This is a genomic window from Pseudomonas sp. OIL-1, assembly GCF_010669185.1.
GTDB classification, from domain to species: domain Bacteria; phylum Pseudomonadota; class Gammaproteobacteria; order Pseudomonadales; family Pseudomonadaceae; genus Halopseudomonas; species Halopseudomonas profundi.
In genome coordinates this window covers 19098-39109 of record NZ_CP048629.1, presented here as the reverse complement: position 1 = coordinate 39109, position 20012 = coordinate 19098, and the positions used below count along the sequence as shown (strand labels likewise).

Here is a 20012-nt window from a genome sequence, read left to right as displayed (position 1 = left end):
TCCTAGTTGGATGCGATACAGAAACAAAACGGCTGGCTGAGTGAGTTGGCTGTTTGCGCCTGACCCAGCGGCTGATCCATTGATGGGCCCGGTGTGGGTGAATTCGGTCACGGATTATGTCAGGCTTTACGGCTAATCAATCGGCGGAGACAGCCATGAGCAACGAAATCAATACCGACGAACAGCGCGTCAGCTATGGCATAGGCCGCCAGATGGGCGACCAGCTGGTATCCAGCGGCATCCCGGATCTGGATATCAATCTGGTCCTCGCTGGCCTGCGTGACGCATTCAATCAGCAGCCCAGCCCGGTCGATGAAGAAACCATGCAGACCGCATTCCAGGGTTTGCAGCAGAAGATGGCTGTCGTGGCAGAAGAGTCTGCCCGTGCTGCTGGTCAGGCCGGGGCGGAATATCTGCAGCAGAACGCACAGCGTGAGGGTGTCGTCACGCTGCCTTCCGGCCTGCAATATGAGGTCATTAACGAAGGCACTGGCGCTACGCCGGATGCCAGTTCAACGGTGCAGACTCATTACGAAGGCACCCTGATCAATGGCGAAGTCTTCGACAGTTCCTACAAGCGCGGCCAGCCGGCCGAATTCCCGGTGGGTGGTGTGATCGCCGGCTGGACCGAGGCGCTGCAGCTGATGAAGGAAGGCGCCAAGTGGCGGCTATATATCCCTTCCGAGCTGGCATACGGCGCGCGCGCTGCGGGCAGCATTCCGCCGCACAGCACGCTGGTGTTTGATATCGAGCTGTTGAAGGTGCTTTGAGGTAGCTTGGCGAGGGGGGGTGAGCTGCGCTGCGCTGAATCCCCCCCTGGTCCCCTTTTTTTCGAATATCCGTGCGGCGGCAAAGGTTGTGCGGTGTCGGACGGAGTGGTTTTCCAGGCGGGGCGCCGCTGGTTTTAGTTAAAACGGATAATCAGCTACCAGGGCGTGAGTCAGTACTTTCGGTCTACGGCGAAGCGCGCAAGCTGCTCCAGGGAATCCCGAAACTCGGATTCAGGCAGAACCTGCAGCAGATTGACGGCTTCTTCGCTCATTTCGCGGGCCAGCTTTTCGGTATATTCAAGCGCGCCGCTTTCGCGTACCGCTGCCTGGATTGCTTCAATTTCATCCGCGCCGCCTTTCTGTATTGCTTTTCTAACCAGCTGCGCCTGCTCTTCCGTGCCTTCGCGCATGGTGTAGATCAAAGGGAGCGTAGGCTTGCCTTCAGCCAGGTCATCGCCGACATTTTTGCCCATGGCTTCAGCGTCTCCGCTGTAGTCCAGCAAGTCGTCGATCAGCTGGAAGGCGATACCCAGGGCATCACCGTATCGACGCAGGGCTTCTGTCTGCTCGGCGGTTGCGCCGGCAAGCATGGCGCCGGTATGGGATGAGGCCTCGAACAGCATTGCCGTCTTGCTGCGAATGACCTTCATATAGGTGGCTTCGTCAGTATTGGCGTCACGCACCTTGGTCAATTGCAGTACTTCACCCTCGGCAACCACGTTAGTGGCATTGGCCAGTACGCGCATGATCTCCATGTCGCCCATCTCCACCATCAGCTCGAAGGCGCGGGTAAACAGGAAATCTCCGACCAGGACGCTGGGTGCGTTACCCCATAGCGCGTTGGCTGTGGAGCGGCCGCGCCGCAGGTCTGACGTATCTACTACATCGTCGTGCAGCAGTGTGGCGGTGTGCAGAAATTCGATAATGGTCGCCAGGCTGTGCTGACGCGGATCGTTCATGCCGCAGGCGCGGGCTGATAACAGCACCACCAGTGGTCGCAGGCGTTTGCCGCCGGCACTGATGATATAGCTGCCGATTTTTTCTACCAGCGGAACGCGTGAATGCAACTGACGCATGATCAGTTGATTGACGGCTTCAAAATCGTCCGTGACCGCAGTGTAAAAAGGCAGGGTTGTCATTGACCGCACGCTTTGTGGTGTGTTGCGCGGCATGCTAGGCGGCAGGCATTGCGCTGTCAAGAAAAGCGGCTGGGAATGGGCTTTCTGGCGTTGCCCGTTGCGTTTAGGGATGTTTCAGCTGCCGAAACCGGTCGCTCAATGGCCACCCCTGATGCAGCACGCATGTTCGAATTCCCTATAAATGCACGGCCGCTTTCTTCGGCATGCCCCTTGGGACAAGGTAAGGCTTGCTCACGGGGCTCCATTTGCGTAGAATCCCCGCCCCTGAAAACCCGATTTACAGCATCCCTGTTTTGACAATGGCAAGGTAGGGCCCGATAGGCGGGTTCACTTGCAGCCATGCCGGCCACTAACGATTATACCCAAGCGCCGGGTGAGCAGGATTACGGAGAAAGCATCATGTACGCAGTGATTGTTACCGGTGGTAAGCAATACAAGGTCACCGAAGGTGAATACCTGAGAGTTGAGAAGCTGGACGTGGAAACCGGTGCCAGCATCGATTTCGATCGCGTACTGCTGGTCGGCAACGGCGACGATATCAACATTGGCGCGCCGGTTGTTGAGGGTGCCAAGGTGACTGCTGAAGTTAGCGCCCATGGCCGTGGCGATAAGGTCCGGATCATCAAGTTCCGTCGTCGTAAGCACCACATGAAGCGTCAGGGCCACCGTCAGTGGTACACCGAAATCAAGATCACCGGCATCTCTGCCTAAGCCCATTGAGGAGATAAACACCCATGGCACACAAAAAAGCAGGCGGTTCCACGCGCAATGGTCGCGATTCAGAATCCAAACGATTGGGCGTCAAGCTGTTTGGCGGCCAGGTAGCAACAGCTGGTAATATCATTGTTCGCCAGCGTGGTACTGAGTTCCACCCCGGCAAAAACGTCGGTATGGGCAAAGACCACACTCTGTTTGCCAAGGCAGACGGCGTGATCAAATTCGAAGTCAAGGGTGAGTTCGGTCGCCGCTACGTGAATGTCGTAGCCGCTAACTGATCCCCTGATGGATTTGAGAAAGCCCCGTCTTGCGACGGGGCTTTTTTGTTTGTAGCTTGATTCCTTAATTCCACCCATCCCGTCAGGGAGGGAGCAAGATGAAATTTGTTGATGAGGTGTCCATCACGGTCAAGGCCGGAGATGGGGGTAATGGTTGCATGAGCTTCCGTCGGGAAAAATTCATTCCCAAGGGCGGCCCTGACGGTGGTGATGGTGGTGATGGCGGCTCGATCTATCTTGAGGTCGCGGATAACTGCAATACCCTGGTTGATTACCGCTACACGCGGCGTTTCAATGCCAAGCGTGGTGAGAATGGTCGCGGCAGCGATTGTACCGGCGCCAAGGGTGAGGATATGGTTCTGGCTGTGCCGATCGGTACGACCGTCATTGACGCCGGCACCCAGGAAATCATCGGTGACCTGACCGAGCCGGGCCAGCGCTTGCTGGTGGCGCAGGGCGGTTTTCACGGCCTGGGTAACACGCGTTACAAGTCCAGCGTCAATCGCGCGCCGCGGCAGACCAGTCAGGGCAGTCTGGGCGAGCAGCGTGATCTCAAGCTTGAGCTCAAGGTGCTGGCGGATGTGGGTCTGCTCGGACTGCCGAATGCCGGCAAGAGTACGCTGATTCGTGCCATTTCTGCTGCCAAGCCCAAGGTTGCGGACTATCCCTTCACGACCATGGTACCGAACCTCGGTGTCGTCGATGTCGGGCGCCTGCGTAGCTTCGTGATCGCCGACATTCCGGGCGTTATCGCCGGCGCTGCGGAAGGCGCGGGTCTGGGCACGCGTTTCCTCAAGCACCTGTCGCGTACCCGGTTGCTGTTGCACCTGGTTGATATGGCACCAATGGATCAGAGCGACCCGGTTGAAGCAGTGGAAACGATCATCCACGAACTGGGCAAGTTCAGTCCGTCCCTGACCCTGCGCGAGCGCTGGTTGGTGTTGAACAAGGCGGACCAGTTGCTGGAAGACGAGCAGCAGGCAATTCTTGATGATGTTGTCGAGCGCCTGGAATGGGAAGGCCCGGTATTTGTGATATCGGCTGCGGAGCGGCAGGGTACAGAAGAGCTGGCCAAGGCCGTGATGAACTGGCTTGATGAGCGGACGCGGCGCCTGGAAGACGACGAAGAATATGCCGCAGAGATGGCCGAGCTGGACAAGGCAATCGAAGATGAGGCGCGCGCACATATTCAGGCTCTCGATGACCGGCGTGCTCTGCGCAAGCAGGGGCTGAAGGCGCGCGAGGATGAAGATGACGACGACGATGATGAAGACGATGAGGACGGTGCGGAAATCATCTACGTGCGTTAATTTGGAAGCTGCTTCGGCAGCTTCTTCTCTGTTCACAACGGAAAAAGCAGCATGCGACAGAAGGTAGCCGACGCGCGACGTTGGGTGGTCAAGATTGGAAGTGCCTTGTTGACGAGTGATGGCCGAGGACTCGACCAGGGCGCCATGGCAGTCTGGGTAGATCAGCTGGTAGCCCTGCGCAAGAGCGGGGCAGAGCTGGTGCTGGTGTCGTCGGGCGCGGTAGCGGCAGGTATGAGCCGCCTGGGTTGGACTGAGCGGCCGCGGACTATCCATCAGATGCAGGCTGCAGCCGCTATCGGTCAGATGGGGCTGGTGCAGGCCTGGGAGTCGAGCTTCCAGGCGCACGGTCTGTCGACGGCTCAGGTGCTGCTGACTCACGATGACCTGTCGGACCGCAAGCGCTACCTCAACGCCCGCAGCACCTTGCGGGCGTTGCTGGATCTGGGCGTGATTCCGGTGATCAACGAAAACGATACCGTGGTAACAGACGAAATTCGTTTCGGTGACAACGACACGCTCGGAGCCCTGGTGACCAATCTGGTTGAGGCGGATCTGCTGGTTATTCTTACTGACCGCGACGGTCTGTTCACGGCGGATCCGAGTACGGATGCCAATGCTGAACTGATAAGCGAAGCCATGGCGGACGATTCCAAACTGGATGCGATGGCGGGTGGCACTGCGGGTGCACTCGGGCGCGGTGGTATGCAGACTAAATTGCGTGCCGCGCGACTGGCGGCGCGCTCGGGTGCCGGTACGGTCATCGTGGGCGGGCGCATCGAGCGCGTGATTGAGCGGTTGCAGGCGGGTGAGGAACTGGGTACTTTGCTGCGGCCGGAAAAAGGCATGCTTGCTGCGCGTAAGCAGTGGCTGGCCGGGCATCTACAGACGCGTGGTCGACTGCTGATCGATAAGGGCGCAGTCGCTGCGCTGACGGCGGGGCGACGCAGCCTGTTGCCGGTCGGTGTGACTGCGGTGGAGGGCAACTTCCGGCGGGGTGAAATGGTGGTATGTGTCGGGCCGGATGGTTCTGAGGTTGCCCGGGGGTTGGTGAATTACAGCTCCCAGGATGCTGCGCGTATCATCGGCCAGTGCACGGACTCGGTACAGCAAATTCTCGGGTACATCGACGAACCTGAGCTGGTCCATCGGGATAACCTGGTGCTGGTGTAGGCGGGCGCGCTGCTGGTAAACCGCATCGACTTTCGTGTCTGATTGCGGTTTGCCCGGCAGTGAGGGTACTCGACGCTGCGAAACATCCATAAAAAAACCGGCTCAGTGAGCCGGTTTTTTCATCAACAATTAACGCTGGATCAAGCGGCGGTAGCCATTGCCTTGATGTGTGCGTTCAGGCGGCTCTTGTGGCGAGCGGCCTTGTTCTTGTTGATGATGCCTTTGTCAGCCATGCGGTCGATAACCGGGACGGCTGCAGTGTAGGCGTTTTGTGCTTTCTCAAGATCCTTGGCGTCAATTGCCTTGACGACGTTCTTGATGTAGGTACGGACCATGGAGCGCAGGCTTGCATTGTGAGTGCGGCGCTTCTCGGCCTGCTTGGCGCGTTTCTTGGCTTGAGGTGAGTTGGCCACCGTCGTGCTCCTCAGAAAATCTGGATGAATAAGGTATAAATAAGGCCGCGTACTATGCCGCTGCCCTACTGTATTGTCAAGACCCGTCAGGCGCTCTGAGACGTCGGACCGGGAAGCCGCGCATTGTACATCCAGTACGCAATGAATGTCAGGTTTTGTTCGCTCGCATGACGGCCGTTCGAACGCTATGATCGCGCTTTTATTCGGCGTCGCGTTCCATGACAGATACCACTCCTCCAATCGCTCCCGTTCCTAGGGCCCCCAGTTTGCTGCGCTCGGGCATGGTTGTCAGCATCATGACCATGCTGTCGCGGGTGTTGGGGATGGCGCGGGACGTGGTCGTTGCGGCGTATTTTGGTTCGCAGTCAGAAGCTGATGCTTTCTTTATTGCCTTCAAAATCCCCAACTTCATGCGCCGGTTGTTTGCGGAAGGGGCATTCAATCAGGCGTTTGTGCCGGTTCTGTCCGAGTATCGATCCAGGCGTAGCCTCGCCGAAGTGAAGCAGCTAGTGGATTATGTGGCCGGTACGCTAGGGATTACGCTGGTGGCTATCACCGCGGTCGGAGTCGCTGGCGCGCCCTTGCTCATTACTCTGTTCGCCCCGGGCTTCTATGGCGATACCGAAAAGCTGGGGTTGGCCGCCGACATGCTGCGGATCACATTTCCCTATCTGCTGCTGATTTCGCTCACAGCGCTCTGTGGTTCCATTCTGAACAGCTACAATCGCTTCGCGGTACCGGCCTTTACTCCGGTTCTGCTGAATCTGAGCATGATCAGCGCAACGCTGTTCCTGACGCCATACTTTGATGAGCCGATCATGGCGCTGGCATGGGGTGTCTTCATTGCTGGCGTGGCGCAGTTGCTGTTCCAGTTGCCGTTCCTTGCGCAAATACGACTGTTGCCTGTCCCCAAGCCGAACCGCAGGGATGAAGGCGTAAAGCGCATCATGACCCTGATGCTGCCCGCTTTGTTCGGCGTTTCGGTCAGCCAGATCAACCTTTTGCTGGATACCGTGCTGGCATCGTTCCTCGAGACCGGCAGCATTTCCTGGTTGTATTACGCTGATCGGCTATCCGAGTTGCCGCTGGGTGCTTTCGGCATCGCCATCGGTACGGTTATTTTGCCTGCCCTGTCTCGCCAGCATGCCGGAGATGACCCCAAGGCCTTTGCCAAAACACTGGATTGGGCGGTGCGCATGGTGCTGCTGGTCGGCTTGCCGGCGGCGCTTGCGCTGTTGCTGCTTGCTGAGCCGCTGATCGCCACGCTGTTTCACTACGGCGCCATGACCGAGCGCGACGTGGTCCAGGCTGCAGGCGCGTTGCGTGCCTATGCGCTGGGCGTCATGACCTTCATGCTGATCAAAGTGTTGGCCCCTGGCTTCTTCGCGCGTCAGGATATGAAAACGCCTGTGAAAATTGCCGTGACCTGCATGGTCTTCAATATGGGCTTTAATCTGATCCTGATCTGGCCGCTGGCGCACGTGGGCCTGGCGCTGGCCACCTCGCTATCTGCGTTGTTGAATGCCGCATTGCTCTGGTGGGGGCTGCGTAAAGCTGGCATATTCCAGGCGCAACCTGGGTGGATGGGTTTCAGTATCCGCCTGGCGCTGGCGTGTATCGCCATGTCCGCCGTCGTGCTCTGGCTGGTCCCCGATGTCGAGCAGTGGTTTGCCTGGGAATGGCAACAAAAGACCCTGGAGATGGCGATCCTGGTCACTGCTGGTATCGCTGCCTTTATAGTCACACTGCTTCTGGCGGGAATGCGCATGCGACACCTTCGGCACTGAGTCGCCGCCGGGTCTATTGTAGGAGGGACGACCCCGGCCCGACGGCGTCCGCAGGACGCCCTGGGGTTTGGGTCGGGTTATGCTAACCTGGCCTTAAAACCCCTAATTGCCGGTCTCAGTCGAGATCGCGCCTCCCGCAAATTGTCGTCCTGAGCTAGAAGTAAACCTGTGGGAGGGGCGACTCGCCGCGATGGCGTCCGCAGGACGACTTGGGTAAAACTTTACTAACTGACCTGTAGACTCGTTTATGCCTAGTTGGCCTTCTTAACCGCTGGCCTTGCGGCCAGATCGCCGTGGGTCACGCCTCCCCGCAAATGTAATCCGAGCTCGTAATCACACCGCAGCCTTCCGATGACGCAAGGCCTTATTAGCCTGTATACTTTCCGGCTTTGATCTCTCTACCAATCAACGAGCATTATGGAACTGGTCCGCGGCCTACATAACCTGCGGCCCCGACATCGGGGTTGCGTGGTAACAATCGGTAATTTCGATGGTGTGCACGCCGGGCATCAGGCCATTCTCGAGCGCTTGCGCGCGCATTCCGAGCGGCTTGGTCTGCCCGGATGTGTGGTGATATTCGAGCCACAGCCGCGTGAGTATTTCGCGCCTCAGGCTGCGCCCCCCCGTCTTACCCGTCTGCGTGACAAGCTCGCTCTGTTCGAAGAGCAGGGCATCGATCGCGTACTCTGCCTCGCTTTCAATCGACGCTTGCGTGAACTCAGTGCCGAAGAGTTTGTGCAACAGGTATTGGTGGGCGGGCTGGGGGTAAGGCATCTGGAGGTGGGGGACGATTTCCGCTTCGGCTGCGACCGTTCCGGCGATTTCGCCTTCCTGCAGGAAAGCGGCAGACGACACGGCTTTACCGTCGAGTCCACCAATACCGTTGCCGAAAGCGGCGAGCGAATCAGTAGCACCCGGTTGCGCCAGGTACTCGAAGAAGGTGACTTCCAGTTGGCCGAGCGCTTGCTGGGTCGCCCATTCAGTATCACCGGCCGTGTTCTGCATGGTCAGAAGCTCGGGCGCCAGCTCGGTGCTCCCACCGCGAACGTCCAGCTCAAGCGTCTGCGCGCTCCGCTGAACGGTGTCTACCGCGTCAGCATGGAGCTCGACGGCGTGATTCAGAAAGGGGTCGCCAACATTGGCACCCGTCCCACGGTAGAAGGCGATGGCCAGCCACACCTTGAGGTTCACCTGTTTGATTTCGATGGTGATCTCTATGGCCGCCGCGTCACCGTGGTGTTTCATGAAAAACTGCGTGAAGAACAGCGATTCGAGTCGCTGGAAGCCTTGAAGTTGGCAATCCAGGCTGATTTTGCCGCCGCCCGGGCCCAATGGGGCCTTTGACGAACCAAGTGTGGATTAAATGACTGATTATAAAGCGACGCTGAACCTGCCCCAGACGGCATTTCCAATGAAGGCCGGCTTGCCCGTGCGCGAGCCGGAAACCCTCGAGCGCCTGAACAGCATTGACCTCTACCAGAAGATTCGCGAGATCAGCCAGGGTCGTCCGCAGTTCGTACTGCATGACGGCCCGCCCTATGCCAACGGCAGCATCCATATTGGGCACGCGGTGAACAAGATCATCAAGGACATGATCGTTCGGTCCAAGACCCTGTCCGGCTTTGACGCGCCCTACGTGCCAGGCTGGGACTGTCATGGTCTGCCGATTGAGCACAAGGTAGAAATCACCTACGGCAAGAACCAGCCCGCCGACAAGACCCGCGAGCGCAGCCGCGAATACGCCGCCAAGCAGATCGAAGGGCAGAAGGCCGACTTCGTCCGCCTGGGCGTTCTGGGTGAATGGAACAACCCCTACAAGACCATGGAATTCTCCAACGAAGCCGGACAGATCCGCGCGCTGGCGAAGATGGTTGAAGGCGGTTTTGTGTTCAAGGGCCTGAAGCCGGTGAACTGGTGCTTCGATTGCGGCTCGGCCCTGGCCGAAGCTGAGGTCGAATACCAGGACAAGCAATCCGACGCCATCGACGTTGCCTTCGAAGTTGAAGATGCCGGCCAGCTCGCTGCCGCCTTCGGTCAGGCTGCGTTGAGCAAGCCGGCCAGCATGGTCATCTGGACGACCACGCCCTGGACCATTCCGGCCAACCAGGCGCTGAACGTCCACCCCGAATTCATTTATGCGCTGGTGGATACCGGCGACAAGCTGCTGGTGCTGGCAGAGGAGCTGGTTGAGTCCTGCCTGCAACGCTACGAGCTGCAGGGCGAAATCATCGCCCGCTGCGAGGGCACTGCGCTGGAGAATATCCGCTTCCGCCATCCGCTGTACGAGCGTTTCTCGCCGGTCTATCTGGCGGAGTACGTTGAGACCGGGTCTGGTACCGGCATCGTGCATTCGGCCCCTGCGTATGGCGAGGACGACTTTCGTACCTGCAAGCATTACGGCATGGATAACGATGACATTCTCAGTCCGGTGCAGAGTCACGGCGTCTATGTCGCGGACCTGCCGTATTTCGGCGGTCAGTTTATCTGGAAGGCCAACCCGGCCATCGTCGAGAAACTGCGTGAAGAAGGCGCATTGCTCAAACACGAGTCGATTCAGCACAGCTACATGCATTGCTGGCGTCACAAGACGCCGCTGATCTACCGCGCGACGGCGCAGTGGTTTGTCGGCATGGACAAGGTTGTCAGCGACGGCAGCTCGCTGCGTCGCCGCGCGCTGGATGCCATCGAACAGACACAATTCGTTCCGGCCTGGGGCCAGGCGCGCCTGCACGGCATGATCGCCGGACGCCCTGACTGGTGTATCTCGCGTCAGCGTAACTGGGGCGTGCCGATTCCGTTCTTCCTGCATAAGGAAAGCGGCGAGCTGCACCCGCGTACCGTCGAGCTGATGGAAGAAGTGGCAAAGCTTGTTGAGCAGGCAGGCATTGAGGCCTGGTTCAGCCTCGATGCCGCCGAGCTGTTGGGCGTCGAAGCCGAACAGTACGAGAAGATCAACGACACGATGGACGTCTGGTTCGATTCCGGCACCACCCATTGGCACGTGATGCGCGGCTCGCACCCTATGGGGTACGAACAAGGCCCGCGCGCCGATCTGTATCTGGAAGGCTCTGATCAGCATCGTGGCTGGTTCCACTCTTCGTTGCTGACCGGCTGTGCCATCGACGGCCAGGCCCCGTACAAAGGATTGTTGACCCACGGTTTTGTGGTCGACGAGAACGGTCGCAAGATGTCCAAGTCGCTGGGCAACGTGGTTGCGCCGCAGGAAGTGAACGACAGCCTGGGCGCGGACATTCTGCGTCTATGGGTGTCGTCGACGGACTATTCCGGTGAGATGGCTGTGTCCAAGCAGATCCTGCAGCGCAGCGCCGATGCCTATCGCCGCATCCGCAACACCGCACGCTTCCTGCTCTCCAATCTGAACGGTTTCGACCCGAAGGAGCACTTGCTCGCACCCGAGCAAATGCTGGATCTAGACCGTTGGGCAGTCGACCGCGCGCTGCTGTTGCAGCAGGAAATCATCGAGGCCTACGACACCTACAAGTTCTGGAACGTCTATCAGAAAGTGCACAACTTCTGCGTACAGGAGCTGGGCGGCTTCTATCTGGATATCATCAAGGATCGGCAGTACACCACTGGCGCTGACAGCACCGCGCGTCGTTCCTGCCAGACCGCGATGTACCACATCGCCGAGGCGCTGGTGCGCTGGATCGCGCCCATTCTGTCCTTCACCGCCGAAGAGCTGTGGCAGTACCTCCCCGGCGAGCATAACGACTCGGTGATGCTCAATACCTGGTATCAAGGCCTGACTGCGTTGCCCGCCGATGCAACCCTGGGCCGTTCCTTCTGGGAGCAGGTCATGGAGGTCAAGGTCGCGGTCAACAAGGAAATGGAGACCCAGCGCAATGCCAAGGTGATTGGCGGCAACCTGCAGGCCGAAGTGACACTGTTTGCCGATGATGCCTTGCATACCAGCCTGGCAAAACTCGGCGATGAGCTGCGCTTCGTACTTATCACCTCGCGGGCCGATCTTGAGCCGCTGTCGCAGGCGGGTGAGAGTGCCGTTCAGACCGAACTGCCTGGCCTGAAGCTGAGCCTGATCAAGTCCGGACACAGCAAGTGTGCGCGTTGCTGGCACTTCCTTGCCGACGTCGGCAAGCACGCCGAGCATCCCGAAATTTGTGGCCGTTGCGTAAGCAACATCGAAGGTCCGGGCGAGGTGCGCCAGCATGCCTGATTGGCGGCGCAGTGGGCTGGTATGGCTCTGGTTGGCAGTGGTGGTAATAGCGCTCGATCTGCTGACCAAGTGGATCGTCGCCGGCCAACTGATCCCATATCAGAAAGTCCATTTGATCGAGGATTTCTTCGCGATCACGCTGGCTTTCAACACCGGCGCCGCGTTCAGCTTCCTGGCTGACGGCGGCGGCTGGCAGCGCTGGTTCTTTATCGCCATAGCGGTGGGCGTCAGCGTCATGCTGCTCGTCTGGCTGGCGCGCCTCCCCAGGGAAAAAACCATCGAGTCGGTGGCCCTGGTGCTGGTGCTGGGCGGAGCGCTCGGCAACCTCTACGACCGGATCGTGCATGGCCACGTCGTCGACTTCATACTGGTCCACTGGCATAACAGCTGGTATTTTCCGGCTTTCAATGTCGCTGACAGTGCGATTACAGTAGGTGCTGCGTTGCTGATATTTGATATGTTTCGGTCCGAGAAGAAAGCTGCCTGAACTTATTCGCCGCCACTTGAGCGTGCCAGCGGTTCATCAGACAAACATCGGCCGACTAACGTGCACGGAACCAACTCCCCCCTTTGAAAAAGGGGGGCAGGGGGGATTCCAGCGGACCACAAGGACCACAGCGAATCCCACCACACCACCAAGAGACACAACCATGACCGACATCCGCATCAGCCAAGACACTGAAGTCACTCTACACTTCACGCTCAAGCTACCGAGCGGCGAAGTGGTTGATTCAACCGTCGACAAATCGCCAGCCACCTTCAAAGTCGGCGACGGCAGCCTGCTTCCAGGCTTCGAACAGAGCCTGTTTGGTCTCAAGGCCGGCGACAAACGCTCCTTCGATATCGACGCAGAGCGCGGCTTCGGACCAGGCAATCCACTCAACATCCAGACCGTCCCCCGTGGCCAGTTTGATGAAATGGAGCTCGAACCCGGCCTGCTGGTGATTTTTCAGGACGCTGCCGGCGGCGAATTGCCTGGTGTGGTGAAAACGGTCAACGAAACCACCGTTGATGTGGATTTCAACCATCCACTCGCCGGCAAGACCATCACCTTTGATGTCGAAATTATTGAAGTAAAACCTGCGTAACCTGTACGCATCCACTACGTCCGAGGCTCCCATGCAGATCAAACTGGCCAATCCCCGCGGCTTTTGCGCCGGCGTCGACCGCGCCATCGAGATCGTGAACCGCGCCCTTGAAGTCTTCGGACCACCGATCTACGTGCGTCACGAAGTGGTGCACAACAAATTCGTGGTGGAAGATCTACGCAACCGCGGCGCCATATTCGTCGAAGAGCTCGATCAGGTGCCCGATGATGTGATCGTCATATTCAGCGCCCACGGCGTCTCCCAGGCGGTTCGTCAGGAAGCCGACAAACGCGGCTTGAAGGTGTTTGACGCAACCTGTCCGCTTGTCACCAAGGTGCATCTGGAAGTCAGCAAATACAGCCGCGACGGCCGCGAATGCATCCTCATTGGCCACGCCGGACACCCTGAAGTCGAAGGCACCATGGGCCAGTACGACACCAGCAAGGGCGGCTCGATCTACTTGGTTGAAGATGAAACGGACGTCGCCGAACTGGATATACGCGACCCATCGAGCCTGGCTTTTGTGACGCAAACCACCTTGTCAATGGATGACACGGCAAAGGTCATCGATGCGCTGCGTGCGCGTTTCCCTGCTATCGACGGACCGCGCAAGGATGATATCTGCTACGCCACACAGAACCGCCAGGACGCCGTCAAACAGCTCGCCGCCGAGTCTGATCTGGTCCTGGTAGTAGGCAGCCCTAACAGCTCCAACTCGAACCGTCTGCGTGAACTGTCGGAGCGTATGGGCACACCGGCTTACCTGATCGATGGCGCTGAAGAGATTCGTGCCGAGTGGCTGGAGGATGTGGGAAGCATCGGCATTACTGCGGGAGCGTCAGCCCCAGACATTCTGGTGCGCCAGGTGATCGATCATCTGCATTCGCTGGGTGCGACAGACGCGCAGGAGCTTGACGGGCGGCCGGAAAATGTTGTGTTCAGCATGCCCAAGGAACTGCGGGTTGTGGAGGTCGAGTAGGGCTGGTTGTTGAGCTTGCTATGTTCGCAGATCATGGCTAAAGGCAAATCCCCCTAGCCCCCTTTGTCAAAGGGGGGGATCAGGTTGTGCGCTTTATAGCTAAATGTCTTAAGCCAGCTTTTGCTGTGTCAAAAGTTCAGCCACAAAAAAACTGCGGATTACATCTAAGTTCGTCCAAGACACCGATTAAGCACGATGGCACAGTCCAATTCCCCCTTTGACAAAGGGGGCTAGGGGGATTTGCGTTTCAGCCCGGCAATTCCCAAATCCCGCGTATACCCGCAACGCCCTGACCACCCACTTCAAACGCCCGCTCCAGATCCGCTAAACCAAGCCCACCAAGCAAGTACACTGGCATATTCACCTGGGCAATCAACTCGGCAGCACGATCCCAACCAAGCGGTTCCGCATCAGGGTGCGTCTGCGTAGGCAGTACTGGCGACAGGGTAACGAAATCGACCCCAACCCGCGCAGCCAAGGCCAGCTCCTCGGCATCATGACAGGACGCCGCCAGCCAACCGTCAAACCCGTCCCGCTGCCGGCCTGCGGTCGCCATCATACGTAGCTGGGACGAAGTGAGATGCCATCCGGCCCCGGCAATGGATGGCGGCACGTCGCCCTTGAGCATAAAGGTAAAATCCGTCCCAAAGCGCTCCACGACAGCATCCGCCCAAGCTTGATACTCATCCGCAGCGAGCTGCGTCTGCCGCAACTGAACCACCCGTACACCTCGCCGCCGCGCACTCTCCAGCCCACTCAGCAGAATGTCCAAATTGGCGACATCAGGCGTGACCAGATACAGCTCAGGCAGTCGCGCCGCGGCAACGATGGGTACATTCGCTTCAGGAAAGGAATATTCCTTGAGATACGCCGGAGCCACCCAGCGCACCGGCTGACCCTCGGCACCATGCGCTTTACCGGTGAACGCAGTCACCCGCCACACATCAAGCCGTACAGACTTATCCGAATAGTCATGGCGAATGTCCAGCAGCGGACGCGCCTCGGTTATCTCGATCCCAAGCTCTTCACGCAGTTCGCGCCGTAGCCCATCAAAGCGTGATTCGCCCTCTTCCAGCTTGCCCCCGGGGAATTCCCACAAGCCGCCCTGGTGGGCGTTCTTGGGGCGACGAGCAATCAAAATCTCGCGGCTATCATTACAAATGACCGCAGCCATCACGTGAATACGGCGCATCAGCAGCGCATCCTTACCTAATCCCGTTCCGGGAAATCCTCGGAGAATAGATCCTGTTCCAGTTCATTGCCTGGAATAGCATGCTCTTCTGAAGCCCATGCGCCCAGATCGATCAGACGACAGCGATGGGAGCAGAAGGGGCGGTCGGGAAAGCTGTCGTCCCAGGTTACGGGTGCTTTGCAGGTGGGGCATTCTACGGTCAGGGTCATGATCTGGCTCCTTCGGCGATTGCCAGGTAGCGTTGATGGAGCGCGTCCACGTGCGCGTGCAGAGCGGCCAGGTCCTTGTCGTTGGTAATGACGTCATCGGCATGCCGCAAACGGTCATCGCGCTTGGCCTGTGCCTGCATGATGGCTTTGATCTGTTCTTCTGACACCTGATCGCGCTGCCTGGTGCGGGCGATTTGTATCTCTTCGGGTACATCGACCACCAGTACCCGTTGCGTCATCTGATACTGGCCGGATTCGACCAGCAGCGGTGAGACCAGCAAGGCGTAGGGAGAGGTGGCAGAAGCGAGGTCGCTGATGATCTCGTCGCGGATCAAGGGATGCAGCAATTGTTCCAGCCAGAGGCGCTGTTCGGGGTCCCTGAATACCTCGTCGCGTAGCGCAGCGCGATTCAGGAAGCCACCTTCCAGCAACATGTGCTGACCGAACCGATCAACAATCTGGCTTAATGCGGGGCGGCCCGGCTCTACGACGACGCGGGACTTAACGTCCGCGTCCACAACATGAATACCATGAGCCTGCGCGAAGCGGTCAGCGGCGGCGCTCTTGCCGCTGCCGATTCCGCCGGTCAATCCAATGATCATTCTATAATCCGGCAAATCTGAGATAGGTGCCGGTAATTGTGTCACCCCAGATTAAGGCAATCCACCCGGCAATCGCCAGGTAGGGGCCGAAGGGCAGGGGAGTGGCGTTGGAATCGCCGCGGCTTTTCAGAATAATGATGCCGAGAATCGCGCCGACGAGAGATGAAAGCAGGATGGTTAGCGGCAATACCTGCCAGCCACCCCAGGCGCCAATCATTGCCAGCAGCTTGAAATCCCCGTAGCCCATGCCTTCCTTGCCGGTGATCAGCTTGAACAGCCAATACACGGACCACAGGCTGAGGTAGCCGAACACGGCGCCCCACAAGGCAGTGTCGAGATCGGTATACACGCCGAAGCTGTTGACGATCAGCCCCAGCCACAACAGCGGTAGAACGATGACATCAGGAAGCAGCTGGGTGTCGGCATCAATCAGGCTCAGCGCGACCAAACCCCAGGTCAGCACCAATAGCCCGCCGGCCGCCCAGCCGAAACCAAGCTGCCATGCAACGACCATGGATAGCGCAGCCGTCAGCAGCTCCACCAGCGGATAGCGCGGGCTGATCCGGTTCTTGCACTGGCCGCAGCGGCCGCGCAGGAATACATAACTCACCACGGGCACGTTTTGCCAGGCTTTGATCTCGGTCTGGCAATGCGGGCAATGGGAATGGGGCAGAACCAGATTGTAAGTAGGCTCGTCGGGGTGCTCAGGGCCAGGCTGGAGAATCTCCCGCGCCTGTATGCGCCAGTCCCGCTCCATCATGCGCGGCAAGCGATGGATCACGACGTTGAGAAAACTGCCGATAATCAAACCCAGCAGGCCAGCGAGCAAAACAAAGGCCAGCACGTGGCTGGCCAGGTAATCAATAAGAGTCATGTTTTATACAACAGAGCCCAGCTGGAAGATTGGCAGGTACATGGCGATGATCAAACCGCCGACGAGCACCCCGAGCACGCTCATGATCAGAGGTTCCAGCAGCGTGGTCAGGTTGTCGACCTTGTTATCCACTTCAGCCTCGTAATAGTCGGCGACCTTTTCAAGCATGCCATCGAGGTTACCGGATTCCTCGCCGATGCCAGCCATCTGCACAGCGAGTGAGGGGAACACGTTGGTGGTGCGCATCGAGAAGTTCAGCTGGGAACCTGCCGATACATCTTCCTTGACCTTCATCACAGCATTGCGGAAAACCACGTTACCCACCGCGCCACCGACCGAGTCGAGCGCATCCACAAGCGGTACACCGGCAGCGAAGGTGGTGGAGAGGGTGCGGGCGTAACGTGCCACGGCGGCTTCGTAGATGATCTTGCCCACGACGGGCGCCTTGAGCAGCGCCCGGTCCTGTGCGTCGCGGAACTTGAGGGATTTCCGGTTAACCTGCGTATAGACGTAGCCCAACACAATCAGCCCTATCAGGATAATGAACCACCAGGACTGCAGCCATTCAGACAACCCGATGACGAAAAGCGTGAAGGCCGGCAGCTCTGCACCGAAGCTTGAAAACACTTCCTTGAACTGTGGAACCACCTTCAGCAACAGGATCGCCGTTACCACGATGGCAACGACTACCACCGCGATCGGGTAGGTCATGGCCTTCTTGATTTTGGCCTTGAGTGCTTCGGTCTTTTCCTTGTAGGTCGCAATCCGGTCCAGCAGGGATTCGAGTCGACCCGATTGCTCACCGGACTCAACCAGGTTGCAGAACAGGTCATCAAAATACTTGGGATGCTGGCGCAGCGAATCCGCCAGGGTATTGCCGGCGGCCACATCTGTTTTGATGGTGTTGACCAGTTTTGCCAGACTGGGATTTTCAGCGCCCTCGGCAATGATCTCGAAGGCCTGCACAATCGGCACGCCGGATTCCATCATGGTCGCGAGCTGACGCGTGAAGAAGGCAATATCAAGGGGTTTGATCGCCTTGCTACGTTTGCCGAACAGGGTGGAGCTTTTGTTGATCCTGGTGACGAGAATGCCCTGCTTGCGCAGCTGGGCCTTGATCAGCGCTGGGTTGGTTCCCTGGATTTCGCCGGAGATCTTCGTGCCCTTGCGATCCTTGCCTTCCCATTTGAAGGGATAGATCTTGGGTTCCTTGGCCTTCTTCTTCGCCGGGGCCGGCTTCCTTTTTAGCGCTGCTGCTTGCTGAGCCATGACTTAATCCTTTGTCACTCGGTTAACTTCCGCCAGACTGGTAACACCCTGTTCTGCTTTCATCAGGGCCGACTGGCGCAAGCTTCTGAAACCTTCCTGTTGGGCTACGTCTGAAATCTGAATAGAGTTGCCGTCTTCCATGATGATGCGTTGCATGGCTGGCGTAATCTTTACCACTTCATAAATACCAACACGCCCTTTATAACCGTCTTTACAGTTTTCGCAACCTACTGGCCCGTAAATCGTCAACCCTGCATCAATTTTGGCGGGGCTGAAGCCTTCTTCGAGCAGCGTCTCGCGCGGCACCTCGAAGGGCGTCTTACAGGTTTTACAGAGCCGACGCGCCAGACGCTGGGCGATGATCAGATTGACGGAAGTTGCAATGTTGAACGAGGGCACGCCCATGTTGCGCAAACGCGTCAGGGTTTCGGCCGCGCTATTGGTGTGCAGCGTGGAAAGCACCATGTGACCGGTTTGCGCCGCCTTGATCGCGATCTCGGCGGTCTCCAGGTCCCGGATCTCCCCGACCATGATGATGTCCGGGTCCTGACGCAGGAACGCACGTAGCGCCTTGGCAAAATCCAGCCCCTGCTTGGGGTTCACGTTGACCTGGTTGATGCCTTCCAGGTTGATCTCCACCGGATCTTCCGCGGTGGAGATATTGCGTTCCATGGTGTTGAGGATGTTCAGGCCGGTATACAGCGACACCGTCTTGCCCGAACCAGTGGGCCCGGTTACCAGAATCATGCCCTGGGGCTTCGCCAGTGCGGAGAGGTACATTTCCTTCTGGTCTTCTTCATAGCCCAGCGCGTCGATGCCCATTTTGGCGCTCTCAGCGTCGAGGATACGCAGCACCACCTTCTCGCCCCAGAGCGTGGGCAGGGTATTTACCCGAAAATCGATGGCCTTGTTCCGCGAGATTTTCATCTTGATGCGGCCATCCTGCGGCTTGCGCCGCTCGGCCATATCCATGGATGACATGACTTTCAGGCGTGCCGCGATGCGCACACCAAGCTGCACTGGCGGTTTGGCTATCTCATGCAGAATGCCGTCGGTACGAAAGCGCACGCGGTACATTTTTTCATAGGGTTCGAAATGCAAGTCCGATGAGCCCATGCGCACTGCATCCAGCAGCATCTTGTTGACGAAGCGCACGATAGGCGCGTCGTCCGCATCGCCGGTACCGGTCGCCTTGTCATCTTCATTGACCGACTCGACTTCCAGGTCATCCAGACTTGAATCGTCCATGTTGCCGAGCCCACCGGTGGGGCTTTCCAGATACTTGTCGATGGCGGCATGGAGCTTGTCGTCCTCGACCATGACCGCATCAGTCATCAGACCGGTATTGAACTGGATATCGCTCAGCGCCTGCTGATTGGTCGGATCCGATATCGCCAGAAACAGCCGCGAGCCGCGCTTATACAGCGGCAATACGCAATGCTGGCGGATCAGCTTTTCGCTGACCAGCTCCTGCGGCTGATGGTCCTTGTCCAGTGACCCCAACTCAAAAAAGGGATAGCCGAATTCGTCAGCACAGGCCATCGCCAGGTCGCGTGAACTGGCCAGCTTGTTCTGTACCAGATAGGTAATGAGGGGAATCTTGTCTAACGTGGCCTGTTTGCTGGCCTTGCTGGCAACGGTTGCGTCCAGCAACTGATCCTGAACGATCCTTCGTGCCAGACCAGAGAGCGCGGGGGTATCCATAGGCGACTATTGGTCTCGGAGCTGTGTTGGCTGTATAGCGTGTTATCGGCTGACTATATTACAGGTTTAGGGTCGTGCACACCGTTGGGGATGAAAAGCGGCTGGGCGGGGGGTGCGTGAGGTGACGTTAATTGTCAGCTTTGGTCGGAATTTGGAATTCAGACGGTTACCTGGGGCTGGTTTTGTGTCCTGGCGCCTACGGTTGGAAAAGCCAGTGATTCTTTGTCAGGTGCGCAGTATGCGGCTTGGTTGGCATTTTGAGCTGTGGAAGTGGCTTCGTGAAGGTGGTTGGGCTGAGTTGGCACGCTCGGTGCTT

Annotated in this window: 19 protein-coding genes; 11 read left to right on the top strand and 8 right to left on the bottom strand. The window is 58.3% G+C overall.

The window, feature by feature from the left end:
• Window positions 1–155 precede the first annotated feature (155 nt).
• Window positions 156–770, top strand: a complete 615-nt coding sequence (locus G3M63_RS00165) for an FKBP-type peptidyl-prolyl cis-trans isomerase (protein ID WP_163981523.1) — start codon at window positions 156–158, stop codon at window positions 768–770.
• A gap of 170 nt (window positions 771–940) precedes the next feature.
• On the opposite strand, the gene G3M63_RS00160 is transcribed toward G3M63_RS00165, so the two are convergent.
• Window positions 941–1909 carry a polyprenyl synthetase family protein gene (locus G3M63_RS00160; RefSeq protein ID WP_150299513.1) on the bottom strand — a complete coding sequence of 323 codons (969 nt, stop codon included), beginning with the start codon at window positions 1907–1909 and terminating at the stop codon, window positions 941–943.
• Window positions 1910–2308: 399 nt separating this feature from the next.
• Here G3M63_RS00160 and rplU point away from each other — a divergent pair, with 399 nt between their 5' ends.
• From rplU to proB, 4 genes are all read left to right on the top strand, one after another.
• Complete coding sequence (gene rplU / locus G3M63_RS00155) at window positions 2309–2620, top strand: 50S ribosomal protein L21 (protein ID WP_150299514.1); 312 nt, start codon at window positions 2309–2311, stop codon at window positions 2618–2620.
• A 23-nt stretch (window positions 2621–2643) separates the two neighbouring features.
• Window positions 2644–2904, top strand: a complete 261-nt coding sequence (gene rpmA / locus G3M63_RS00150; RefSeq protein WP_150299515.1) for a 50S ribosomal protein L27 — start codon at window positions 2644–2646, stop codon at window positions 2902–2904.
• A gap of 98 nt (window positions 2905–3002) precedes the next feature.
• Complete coding sequence (gene cgtA, locus G3M63_RS00145; RefSeq protein ID WP_150299516.1) at window positions 3003–4214, top strand: Obg family GTPase CgtA; 1212 nt, start codon at window positions 3003–3005, stop codon at window positions 4212–4214.
• Between the two features lie 51 nt (window positions 4215–4265).
• Window positions 4266–5384 (top strand): glutamate 5-kinase, encoded by a 1119-nt coding sequence (gene proB / locus G3M63_RS00140; protein WP_163981522.1) that lies wholly within the window; start codon window positions 4266–4268, stop codon window positions 5382–5384.
• Between the two features lie 140 nt (window positions 5385–5524).
• Here proB and rpsT read toward each other — a convergent pair whose 3' ends face one another.
• Window positions 5525–5797 (bottom strand): 30S ribosomal protein S20, encoded by a 273-nt coding sequence (gene rpsT / locus G3M63_RS00135; RefSeq protein ID WP_163981521.1) that lies wholly within the window; start codon window positions 5795–5797, stop codon window positions 5525–5527.
• Between the two features lie 218 nt (window positions 5798–6015).
• Here rpsT and murJ point away from each other — a divergent pair, with 218 nt between their 5' ends.
• The 6 genes from murJ (at window position 6016) to ispH (ending at window position 13846) form a co-directional block, all read left to right on the top strand.
• Window positions 6016–7584 carry a murein biosynthesis integral membrane protein MurJ gene (gene murJ, locus G3M63_RS00130; protein WP_163981520.1) on the top strand — a complete coding sequence of 523 codons (1569 nt, stop codon included), beginning with the start codon at window positions 6016–6018 and terminating at the stop codon, window positions 7582–7584.
• A 417-nt stretch (window positions 7585–8001) separates the two neighbouring features.
• Window positions 8002–8928, top strand: a complete 927-nt coding sequence (gene ribF / locus G3M63_RS00125) for a bifunctional riboflavin kinase/FAD synthetase (protein ID WP_163981519.1) — start codon at window positions 8002–8004, stop codon at window positions 8926–8928.
• Window positions 8929–8947: 19 nt separating this feature from the next.
• Window positions 8948–11779, top strand: a complete 2832-nt coding sequence (ileS, locus tag G3M63_RS00120) for an isoleucine--tRNA ligase (RefSeq protein ID WP_163981518.1) — start codon at window positions 8948–8950, stop codon at window positions 11777–11779.
• Window positions 11772–12266, top strand: coding sequence for a signal peptidase II (lspA, locus tag G3M63_RS00115; RefSeq protein WP_150299522.1), 495 nt, complete (start codon window positions 11772–11774; stop codon window positions 12264–12266). Before ileS ends, lspA begins: the two co-directional genes overlap by 8 nt.
• 163 nt (window positions 12267–12429) lie before the next feature.
• Window positions 12430–12867 (top strand): FKBP-type peptidyl-prolyl cis-trans isomerase, encoded by a 438-nt coding sequence (gene fkpB, locus G3M63_RS00110; RefSeq protein ID WP_150299523.1) that lies wholly within the window; start codon window positions 12430–12432, stop codon window positions 12865–12867.
• A gap of 31 nt (window positions 12868–12898) precedes the next feature.
• Entirely contained in the window at window positions 12899–13846 is a 948-nt protein-coding gene (gene ispH, locus G3M63_RS00105) for a 4-hydroxy-3-methylbut-2-enyl diphosphate reductase (protein WP_163981517.1), read from the top strand.
• Between the two features lie 247 nt (window positions 13847–14093).
• On the opposite strand, the gene G3M63_RS00100 is transcribed toward ispH, so the two are convergent.
• From G3M63_RS00100 to pilB, 6 genes are read right to left on the bottom strand one after another with little or no spacing between them, the layout of a single operon-like run.
• Window positions 14094–15038, bottom strand: coding sequence for a Nudix family hydrolase (locus G3M63_RS00100; RefSeq protein WP_163981516.1), 945 nt, complete (start codon window positions 15036–15038; stop codon window positions 14094–14096).
• A 17-nt stretch (window positions 15039–15055) separates the two neighbouring features.
• A complete protein-coding gene (yacG, locus tag G3M63_RS00095; RefSeq protein WP_150303146.1) occupies window positions 15056–15247 on the bottom strand; it encodes a DNA gyrase inhibitor YacG in 192 nt (63 codons plus the stop codon).
• Complete coding sequence (gene coaE, locus G3M63_RS00090; protein WP_163981515.1) at window positions 15244–15849, bottom strand: dephospho-CoA kinase; 606 nt, start codon at window positions 15847–15849, stop codon at window positions 15244–15246. Before coaE ends, yacG begins: the two co-directional genes overlap by 4 nt.
• A 1-nt stretch (window position 15850) precedes the next feature.
• Window positions 15851–16723, bottom strand: coding sequence for an A24 family peptidase (locus G3M63_RS00085; RefSeq protein WP_163981514.1), 873 nt, complete (start codon window positions 16721–16723; stop codon window positions 15851–15853).
• 3 nt (window positions 16724–16726) lie between these two features.
• Entirely contained in the window at window positions 16727–17992 is a 1266-nt protein-coding gene (locus G3M63_RS00080) for a type II secretion system F family protein (RefSeq protein WP_150299529.1), read from the bottom strand.
• Window positions 17993–17995: 3 nt separating this feature from the next.
• Window positions 17996–19696 (bottom strand): type IV-A pilus assembly ATPase PilB, encoded by a 1701-nt coding sequence (gene pilB, locus G3M63_RS00075; protein WP_163981513.1) that lies wholly within the window; start codon window positions 19694–19696, stop codon window positions 17996–17998.
• Window positions 19697–20012 lie beyond the last annotated feature (316 nt).

What these genes read in the sequence shown, in the direction of transcription:
- G3M63_RS00165 (WP_163981523.1), top strand. Translation starts at nt 156, where the DNA reads ATGAGCAACGAAATCAATACCGACGAACAGCGCGTCAGCTATGGCATA.
- G3M63_RS00160 (WP_150299513.1), bottom strand. Translation starts at nt 1,909, where the DNA reads ATGACAACCCTGCCTTTTTACACTGCGGTCACGGACGATTTTGAAGCC.
- rplU (WP_150299514.1), top strand. Translation starts at nt 2,309, where the DNA reads ATGTACGCAGTGATTGTTACCGGTGGTAAGCAATACAAGGTCACCGAA.
- rpmA (WP_150299515.1), top strand. Translation starts at nt 2,644, where the DNA reads ATGGCACACAAAAAAGCAGGCGGTTCCACGCGCAATGGTCGCGATTCA.
- cgtA (WP_150299516.1), top strand. Translation starts at nt 3,003, where the DNA reads ATGAAATTTGTTGATGAGGTGTCCATCACGGTCAAGGCCGGAGATGGG.
- proB (WP_163981522.1), top strand. Translation starts at nt 4,266, where the DNA reads ATGCGACAGAAGGTAGCCGACGCGCGACGTTGGGTGGTCAAGATTGGA.
- murJ (WP_163981520.1), top strand. Translation starts at nt 6,016, where the DNA reads ATGACAGATACCACTCCTCCAATCGCTCCCGTTCCTAGGGCCCCCAGT.
- ribF (WP_163981519.1), top strand. Translation starts at nt 8,002, where the DNA reads ATGGAACTGGTCCGCGGCCTACATAACCTGCGGCCCCGACATCGGGGT.
- ileS (WP_163981518.1), top strand. Translation starts at nt 8,948, where the DNA reads ATGACTGATTATAAAGCGACGCTGAACCTGCCCCAGACGGCATTTCCA.
- lspA (WP_150299522.1), top strand. Translation starts at nt 11,772, where the DNA reads ATGCCTGATTGGCGGCGCAGTGGGCTGGTATGGCTCTGGTTGGCAGTG.
- fkpB (WP_150299523.1), top strand. Translation starts at nt 12,430, where the DNA reads ATGACCGACATCCGCATCAGCCAAGACACTGAAGTCACTCTACACTTC.
- ispH (WP_163981517.1), top strand. Translation starts at nt 12,899, where the DNA reads ATGCAGATCAAACTGGCCAATCCCCGCGGCTTTTGCGCCGGCGTCGAC.
- G3M63_RS00100 (WP_163981516.1), bottom strand. Translation starts at nt 15,038, where the DNA reads ATGCGCCGTATTCACGTGATGGCTGCGGTCATTTGTAATGATAGCCGC.
- yacG (WP_150303146.1), bottom strand. Translation starts at nt 15,247, where the DNA reads ATGACCCTGACCGTAGAATGCCCCACCTGCAAAGCACCCGTAACCTGG.
- coaE (WP_163981515.1), bottom strand. Translation starts at nt 15,849, where the DNA reads ATGATCATTGGATTGACCGGCGGAATCGGCAGCGGCAAGAGCGCCGCC.
- G3M63_RS00085 (WP_163981514.1), bottom strand. Translation starts at nt 16,723, where the DNA reads ATGACTCTTATTGATTACCTGGCCAGCCACGTGCTGGCCTTTGTTTTG.
- G3M63_RS00080 (WP_150299529.1), bottom strand. Translation starts at nt 17,992, where the DNA reads ATGGCTCAGCAAGCAGCAGCGCTAAAAAGGAAGCCGGCCCCGGCGAAG.
- pilB (WP_163981513.1), bottom strand. Translation starts at nt 19,696, where the DNA reads ATGGATACCCCCGCGCTCTCTGGTCTGGCACGAAGGATCGTTCAGGAT.